At 60.2% G+C, this 7,945-nt stretch carries 9 protein-coding genes and 1 pseudogene; 4 read left to right on the top strand and 6 right to left on the bottom strand.

From position 1 onward, the window contains the following. Positions 1-284: transposase (locus tag AX018_RS21370; protein ID WP_211322433.1), on the bottom strand; the 284-nt coding region annotated here is incomplete at its 3' end. Between the two features lie 4 nt (positions 285-288). Continuing rightward, the gene (locus tag AX018_RS21365) at positions 289-1,047 is read right to left on the bottom strand and encodes a hypothetical protein (protein ID WP_146749390.1); all 759 of its coding nucleotides are present in this window, start codon (positions 1,045-1,047) and stop codon (positions 289-291) included. 37 nt (positions 1,048-1,084) lie between these two features. Between AX018_RS21365 and AX018_RS21360 the strand changes: the two genes are divergently transcribed. Next, positions 1,085-1,576 (top strand): hypothetical protein, encoded by a 492-nt coding sequence (locus AX018_RS21360; protein ID WP_111881598.1) that lies wholly within the window; start codon positions 1,085-1,087, stop codon positions 1,574-1,576. 74 nt (positions 1,577-1,650) lie between these two features. On the opposite strand, the gene AX018_RS21355 is transcribed toward AX018_RS21360, so the two are convergent. From AX018_RS21355 to AX018_RS21340, 4 genes are all read right to left on the bottom strand, one after another. Beyond that, positions 1,651-2,586 carry a nucleotidyl transferase AbiEii/AbiGii toxin family protein gene (locus AX018_RS21355; protein ID WP_111881595.1) on the bottom strand — a complete coding sequence of 312 codons (936 nt, stop codon included), beginning with the start codon at positions 2,584-2,586 and terminating at the stop codon, positions 1,651-1,653. Continuing rightward, positions 2,579-3,337, bottom strand: coding sequence for a type IV toxin-antitoxin system AbiEi family antitoxin domain-containing protein (locus AX018_RS21350; RefSeq protein ID WP_111881593.1), 759 nt, complete (start codon positions 3,335-3,337; stop codon positions 2,579-2,581). The genes AX018_RS21355 and AX018_RS21350 overlap by 8 nt, the downstream gene beginning before the upstream one ends. Positions 3,338-4,191: 854 nt before the next feature. Then, positions 4,192-4,701 (bottom strand): GNAT family N-acetyltransferase, encoded by a 510-nt coding sequence (locus AX018_RS21345; protein ID WP_111881591.1) that lies wholly within the window; start codon positions 4,699-4,701, stop codon positions 4,192-4,194. Then, positions 4,698-4,979: a type II toxin-antitoxin system TacA family antitoxin gene (locus AX018_RS21340; RefSeq protein ID WP_111881588.1), complete on the bottom strand. Its 282-nt coding sequence runs from the start codon at positions 4,977-4,979 to the stop codon at positions 4,698-4,700. The genes AX018_RS21345 and AX018_RS21340 overlap by 4 nt, the downstream gene beginning before the upstream one ends. A gap of 732 nt (positions 4,980-5,711) precedes the next feature. Here AX018_RS21340 and AX018_RS21335 point away from each other — a divergent pair. From AX018_RS21335 to AX018_RS21325, 3 genes and pseudogenes are all read left to right on the top strand, one after another. Beyond that, positions 5,712-5,978, top strand: coding sequence for a flagellar biosynthetic protein FliQ (locus AX018_RS21335; RefSeq protein ID WP_111881585.1), 267 nt, complete (start codon positions 5,712-5,714; stop codon positions 5,976-5,978). Between the two features lie 9 nt (positions 5,979-5,987). Beyond that, positions 5,988-6,845: a flagellar biosynthetic protein FliR gene (locus tag AX018_RS21330; protein ID WP_111881583.1), complete on the top strand. Its 858-nt coding sequence runs from the start codon at positions 5,988-5,990 to the stop codon at positions 6,843-6,845. Continuing rightward, positions 6,845-7,928, top strand: a pseudogene (locus tag AX018_RS21325) (EscU/YscU/HrcU family type III secretion system export apparatus switch protein). The gene AX018_RS21330 and the pseudogene AX018_RS21325 overlap by 1 nt, the downstream one beginning before the upstream one ends. Positions 7,929-7,945: the final 17 nt, after the last annotated feature.

The following is a 7,945-nucleotide window of genomic DNA, read 5'->3' as shown; positions in this document are numbered from 1 at the left end:
TCCGGCACCGGCCAGTCCAGCTTGGCCAGCCGCAGCAGGCTGTCCACCATGCCCAGCGCCTGCCGCAGGGGCTGGCCGAACAGGCACTTGATGCTCAAGCAAAACTGGATGGCTGCGTCCGAGAACGTCGGGCTGCGCCCGCGCTTGCCGTTCGGCTTGCCAAGCCACTGCATGCCTTCATCCAGCCACATCGTCAACGATCCTCGCGCCTTCAGCGCTGCGTTGTAGGCTTTCCAGTTCGTCGTGCGGTACTTGGTCCGCCTCTCGCTCTTTGCTTCCGTCACGCCTTCAGTCTACCGGTGTGGCCGGGGTGATTTGTGCAACAAAGCCCAGCGACAGGCGTGCCGCGATCTGGCTCACCTTCGCCAATCGCGACTCCAGCTCATTTCGGAACATGGGGACGTCCAGGCCATCCTCGACCTCATACAGGTCGATCAGCTCGTCAGCCAGATGCTGCGCCGTTGACTTGGTCCTGCCGCTCGCGGTGTTCGCTCCTGCGAAGCGTGAGTCCCTGGCATCAAGGTCCATGACGAGACTGGTCAGAACCTCGGGCGTGGCGTGTCGAACCGCATCTCTGAAGGTTGTCTCGCTGGGCAGTCTTGAGGCCCTCGTTGCGGCGATCGTCGGCGAATTTTTGGTCAGCGCGCCAAGCCTTGCCTGCAGCGACTCTTTGACCTTCTGGCTGTTTCGGGATTGCAGGTTCCCGGGCAGACCGTCGATGAGGCCAATGAGTTCCTTGATCGCTCCGGAGGCGACGATGCAATCGCGCCAATTGCCAACCGTCTTGTCGCTGACCCCGAGAACAGATGCGAGACCGTTGTCGGACAGGCCTTTGAGGATCTGATACCTGACTGCGACGAACCAGAAATCGGTGAAGACTGCTATTTGTCGCTCGCGATCGACGTGCACACCGTACGAGGTGCTGAGATTCTGCGTCGCCGGAGCAACGATCTTCGCGCTGGCCTGACTTTTGGCGGGTGCGATTTTTTTCGGAACGCCGCGACTTGGTGGCTGTTTTTGGTTCCGAACTTTTGTCCCCGTTGTCATTTGAAATTGCCTTCGTCGATCAATTACTGGAGTCATTTTGACGAAGAAAACCACTCAAGCCGTAGCAACGGGCGGCAATTCGGAGCTCTTTTCCATCGCCATCTGCAAAGAGAACGCGGAGAGCCTGTCCGAAGCACTGGCGCGCATTCAAGGAAGCGCCCACGCAGACATCCTTTGCACTGACGACCTGCTGCATTTCGCTGGCGCAGCGGAGCGAAAGCTCGAGAACGCCGGCATCGCCGCAAGCTACCGCGCCGGCGCAATGCTGCATGTGACGCCAAGCGGGCCGAGCTGCACGGCGTACAAGTACGCCCGGCTCGGCACCGCTGTTCAGCTGGAGCGCAAAGCGTCCGCCTGGACACTGGTGCGTGCCTATCGGACCAAGGCGTGGCCACGCCAAATCGGCCGCCAGCAACTGACGATGACGCCACGGCAGAAGCTGCTCGTGCTGAAGAACACGATGAAAGCACATGGCATCACCGTGGCCGAAGCCAACGTGGCCGTCGCCATGATTGCGAAAGCAGTCTGACACCACATTCGCGCTGATGGCCCGCCTCGGCGGGCCAACTGAAGCACCGCTTGGCGTGGCGTAGAGCCACGCCCTCAGCGAGGAGGCGGCAAGGTTCGTCCAAGTCCGGCGTCGAGCGCATCAGCCTGTGCCGCGAAGTCTGCGGGGCGCCGCTTGCGAAAGGCTTCCAGATTGGTCAGTTTCCACCGCAGCGCAGGCAGTTGGGCGGCATGCTGGCAGTGCACGAGAGACCAATCAGGCGCTGCGCGTACCAGCCCGCTGAGAAACTGCCGGTGCGCCTGGGTCAGCCGGCCAGGCAGTGCTTGGCGCAACTGGGTCCGAACCTCCAGCAGCGTTGCCAAAGGGCAGTGCACTTCAGTCATGCCGACGAAGGTACGCTCGTACTCTGCCGCAATGTCTTTGTCATTGCCAAACAGCACTTCGTGCGGTGGCCGGTTGTGGCCGGCCAGGTAGAGAACGAAACACTCGACCATGCCGTCGGTGAGGCCGCCGGATGTCCAGAGCTGCCACACGTCGAACAGGTCGCGCGGGTGCTGCCGGTCCAGGGCAGCCACCAGCTTGCCGGCGTACAGCTCGTCGTGCGCGAGGATGGGTGCGTCGAATTCGACAACGAAGAGATCGCTGGTCCTGGCGCTCAGCGGTTTTCGCTCCACCGGCAGCACCGTGCCACGGAAGACGACGTTCACTTCGATCTTGACCTGGCTGGTGTCGTTCTCGACGATCAGCTTGGTGTCGGCCAGATCCTTGCTGCGAATCAGGCGGGTCTGCACGCCCAGCGGGCTGACCCTCTGCGCGATGGCGGCCAGCTCATCATTGATCGCGGCCAACGCTGCGTCGCGTGGCAGGTCCCAGGGGCGAAACACCACATCGATGTCGACCGACAGGCGAGGCATGTCCTGCACGAACAGATTGATCGCCGTGCCTCCCTTCATTGCGAAGATGTCATTAGCGAAGACCTCGGGGGCAACCGCCAGCAACAGGCGGACGGTGTCGGCGTAGTTTTTATCCATGGGGTTTCAGGCTTAGAAGGGTGCCATCGGCAAGCCGACTCATCCAGCGCTTGTCACTGCCGGTGCGCAACGGATGCCGAGCCACCAGGTCATCCACATCCACCACCCCGGTTTCGCGCGCCCAGGTGAGGAACAGCCGCACAGCCTTGACGCTGGTGCAGCAGGACAGCAGTTGGCCCAGCAGCTCCTTGCGCGGCGAGCGCAGGCCATCGAAAACGTTGCGGGCCTCTTCCAGGCTCTGCTTCGTGCCAGCGTCGTACAGCAGCTCCAGCACGGCGCGCTCGGAAGACGACACCCGTAAGCCATCAGGCAGGCCGGGTGGCGTGCCCAGCGTCTTGCTGTCCAGCGAGGCGTCCGGCCAGTCGAACAAGCGTGTGTGGACGTAGCGCGCCGGGAAGCGCGAGGTGAACCACTCGGGCATGGTGTAGCGAGCCTCGCCCCACAGCACCAAGGTGTCGCGGCTACCCAGGTTGTGCCGCACGCCCTGCACCGCTAATGCGCTCTTGCCGCCGACATGCATGCCGGGCACGCGCGGCTGCAGGAACTTCAGCGCCCCATACATCCCGTAGTCGTCTTTGGGAAAGGCGTAGACGCCCTGCGCCAGGCGGACCAGCCAGCCGCCCTCGGCATAGCGCGCAGCGAGCTGGGGCGACACGCCCAGCGTTGCCAGCGTGGCCAGATCAAATGGCGCCCCTCGGGGAAGCTCGGTCTGCAGCCGCTTGATTAGCTGATGCCTTGAATTTTGACTCATGGGCTAAAAATAGCACAAAATTCAATCACCGCCCAGATGGAAAGATTGATATTTGCATGAAAATTCGCCTATGGAGTTATTTTTGGAGCTGAATCCAATCAGGGCGCCATACATCGACTCAGCGCCGCCGCGACTTTCGACGACGGTCCATTCAGCCCTCTGGTGCGCGTTGCAAAAATACATCAGCTCCGATTTCGCAGAAACGCGCATTTCTTGACCTGCGGTGCGGTGTATCCAGATACTGGCAACGTCCCTGAGCGAAAAAGAGTCTGACGCGGCAATGTGGGTGCACGGATCGCGGCAGGCAGTAACGGGACTTCACTAGTGCACTGACGACATCAGTGGGTAGCCCCCTGATCCATGACGGAGCCCAGGAACAAGTTCTCTTGGGGCAATGGACGGTCGGACATCGATAGATCCGGTTCGTGTCCCCTAATTCTGGGTAGGGGGACCAGGCGCGCGAAGTTGCGACGAACGGTGACCCGGTTCTTTTCCCCTCGGGAATTCGAACCTTGGATCACCATGCACGATTGCCAAAAGTCCGTCGGCTCCACCAGCCATACCCTCGCCGCAGCAGCACAGTTCCACGTCGACGAATCGCGCGACAACGCGGTGCCAGCGTCTCCTCGCCAGGGCTTCTGCACGCCGGAGAAAGCACGCGCTGAAAACCTCGCGGAACTACGAAATGCGTCTGATGCTCGGCTACAGGGACCAGGACCGCCGAGCAGTGGGAGAACGTCGCTCGCCGTCGGGTCTCCCCGGTCAATACCCCGCCGAGCTCGGAATCCAAGTGCTTCGTCCCCATTGCCATGCTTCAGCGATCCACCTATGTGCTGTCCCATAGCCGACCCGACTCAGGGAATCGACGACATTGGCAAGAACATGGGCGAAGGCGCGGGGCTCTTGTCGCCCTCCAGCGGCACAAAGCCCAGCTTCTGATAGAAACCGAACGCTCCCGCATCGGCATCCAGGTACAGGCCGTAGCTCCCGATACTCTGCGCCCCGACTTTCACGATGTCCAGCGCATGGTTCATGAGCTGCAAGCCAAGCCCCTGGCCTGCGTCGGCATGGTGAACCCCGAGCATGATCAAGCGGACACAGGGAATGGTTTTGGGGAGCCCGCCACGCTGCAGGGCACCCAGCGCCGACAGCGCAATGGTGTGGCTGGCGATCGTGAAGAACCCGGCGAATCGCTGCGTGGTCCCATCATCCTCCAGCAGCGCGTAGGCCACGCTCAGGCCTTGCTTGACTTGCTTCTTGAGCGAGTCCTTGACGAACTTATTGATGACGGCGTGCTGGCAATCGAACTGGTTGTAGCCCTGATACTTCGCCCCAGGATCGAAGCGAGCGATGCAAAAACTCATTCACGCACTTTCAAGCGGGGCGTGCGGCGCAGTTCCTTCATGGCCTCGGTCGGAGCAACCGGCGTCTGCAGCACGCTGGCCAACTGCGCCTGCCCCTGCACCGAGAGCTGGATGGAGGTGTGGTCGAGCAGAATCGCACGCGCCTTTTCCATGGCAGTCGACAGCATGAAGGACGACAGGTCCATGCCGCCCAGGACGGCGGCCCTGCTCAGCAGCTCCTTGGCTTCCTTGGTGGTCTTGAGCTCCATGCGAGCATCTTTGAGTGCGAGCGCGCCCATATCGGTTCTCCTAGTTCAGGCCCCAAATCATACGGATATCAGCCGTACAGTCAAGTCATCCATGGCCGTGCTGGAAAGTGCAACTCACCCCCGAACTCAAGCGCTTTTCTGCCTCTTCAGTGCAACGAAAATGCAACGCCTACAAAAAAATATCCACAACACGTTGATTTTTCTATGATTTTTTAAGGCGCTGTCCAGTCCATCATGGAGGCGACGGACATGCGCCAGGGCGTGTGCGAATTCGGAGGCCTCTGCGTATCGAGGGCTGACGTGCTGATTCCAGGCATTTTCAAAGTTTTATGCAGTGGCGCGCGGCCACATGCGCGCAGATCCCGCAGACCTGCCTATGTCGGACCACGAGAGGGATGTGGCCCATCTGCAGATAGATGGTCGTGACCGTGCGCCTACCAAGACCGGGCGACCTGACGCCGGGCTGAATTATGTCCGCCGAGCAGCCCGTGGATGTTTCCACCGTGGTGCGCAGTGACACATCTGTTGGCGCCGTTCGGTGTGCGCAAGAATGTATCAATTCCTGCGTCTTTTGCGCTCATAGATGTCATCAGTATGGTCAATGCGCATTTCCAAGGTGTCAATCGTATCAATTAAGCCACGCCGCATGAAGTCAAGATGTGAATTTGCGGCCGCTTTGTATAATTTATAAAGAATTGTTATTTTTTGTTTGGGGATTCTCGTGGTGCTCAGAGTCGGCTTTCTGCGGCGTGTTGTTTGCATATGACTGCCGATCTCGCACTGAGGATGATGTCGGACCTGTTCTGGACAGGGCTTGTCGTTTGTCTCCCCATTCTGGGGCTCACCATGCTGATCGGCTTGATCATCAGTGTTTTGCAGGTCGTGACCCAGGTGCAGGAGATGTCCTTGACGTTTGTGCCCAAGCTGCTGATGGCGGGCATTGCAATGATCTTTTTCGGTCCCTGGATGCTGCGAAAGCTGGGTCAATTCGCGACTCAACTCTGGACGAATATTCCGGCCATGTTCTAGAGCGCTGGCATGGATCACTTGTACCCGCAGTTGCCTCCGATATTGGCCAGTGATTGGTTGCGCGCTGCGTGGGGCACTGTTTTTTTGCCTTCTTTGCGAATTGCCGTGGTACTTGCAATGACTCCCGTGCTCTATGGCATGCCGGTGCCGGGCCGCGTGCGGGCTCTGCTGGTCCTGGCTTTGTCTGGAGCTTTCGGGTTGGCCTTGGCTCCGACCGTGTCCTGGGTGCCGGCCAGCTTTGGGGAACTGGTGCAAACGGCTTTCGTCGAGGTGGCACTGGGGGCGACCATGGCACTGGGCGTGTTGTTGGCATTTGCCGCGTTTTCGCTTGCCGGCAATCTGCTTGATGTGCAAATCGGCTTTGGAGTTGCCCAGGTATTTGACCCAGTGGGCAACCGGGCATCTCCACTCCTCATGTCGGCTTTCAACTATGTGGCGGTGATGGGGTTCATGCTGTTCGATGGGCACCACGTCTTGCTGCGCGCATTGGCTTACAGCTTTGATGTGTTTCCCCCAGGCTCTGCGTGGTCGCTGGCACAGGCGGCATCCCCTGTTTTCAAACAGGCCAGCGGGATTTTCGTGCTGGGCTTCTCCCTGGCGGCACCAGTGGTGTTTTGCATTCTTCTGGTGGAGTTCGCGCTGGGTCTGGTGTCCCGCAATCTGCCGCAGGTCAATATGCTGGTGCTGGGTATTCCGACCAAGATCGTTGTCGGATTGGTCGCGCTGTCTGTCTGGTTCGCGGGCATGGGTGGGGTGATGAATCGGGTCTACGCAAGTATTTATGACCTGTGGGAAGCTGTGTTCATCCAGTCCACTGCTGAGAGCGGCGTTGCCGGTCGGCAGCCTTCCGTGGCGGGGGGGCGCTGATGGCAGAGCAGGAATTCGATCGCAACGAGGCCGCCACGCCCTACAAGCTTCAGAAGGCCAAAGAAAAGGGGCAGGTTTCCAAGAGTGCTGACGTGGTTTCCGCGTTGGTGTTCGTCGTGGCAGTGTCCTATCTGGCATGGCAAGGTTGGGAGATGACGCGTAGCCAGTTTCGGCTGGATCAGTTGCTGCTGTCGCATGCCACGATCCTCGACCCTGGTGGCGGCGCGCTGTGGCCCATCGTCGCGCGCATGCTGAAGGAAACGCTGCTGTGGATCGCCCCATTTTGCGCTGCGGTGACCATTGCTGCGGTGGTTGGCAATGTGGGGCAAACGGGGCCCATCCTGTCTTTCGATCCCATCACCATGGACTTCGACCGGCTCAATCCTGTCAATGGATTCAAGCGGGTGCTCTCCTTGCGTGCGCTGTTCGATGCGCTGCGTGCATGCGTCAAGCTGTTGCTGCTGGGAGGGACTGCCTACTACGCACTGAAGAATCTGGCGCCGCAGTTCTATAGCCTCTCGAGTCTTTCGCCATGGGGCTATGTCCATGTCCTGATTGCTGATCTCGGGAGCCTGGGATTCAAGATGGCCTTGCTGCTCGGGATCATTGCAGCGGTGGACTGGATTTTCACGCGGCGCGAGTTTGCCAAGAAGATGCGCATGAGCAAGCGCGAGGTCAAGGACGAGCACAAGCAGCGCGAAGGCGATCCCCGTGTGCGCGCGCATGCGTGATTTGCGGAAAGAAGCCCGCAAGCGCAGCCAGGCGCTGCGCCAGACGCGCAATGCCGACGTCCTGCTCACCAATCCCACGCATCTGGCGATCGCACTGCGCTATGTGCATGGCGAAATGGATTCTCCCCAGGTGGTGGCAAAGGGGGCTGGACACCTTGCCGCGGGAATGCGGCAGATCGCTGCGCGGCATCGCATTCCCGTCGTCAGAAGTCCCGGGCTTGCACGCCGGCTCTTTCAGGAATTGGATGTGGATCACTATGTGCCGCCGCAGATGTTCGCGGACGTGGCCCGGATCATCGTTTGGGTGTTCGCCATGCGTGAGCGCAAGCACGGCACGGCGGGGGCAGCATGAAAGGGCTGGAGCGATTC

It is taken from the genome of Paracidovorax anthurii (assembly GCF_003269065.1).
In the GTDB taxonomy this organism is placed as follows: Bacteria; Pseudomonadota; Gammaproteobacteria; order Burkholderiales; family Burkholderiaceae_C; genus Paracidovorax; species Paracidovorax anthurii.
Note: the sequence above shows the minus strand (reverse complement) of the source record. Positions and strands in the feature narration are given on the sequence as shown.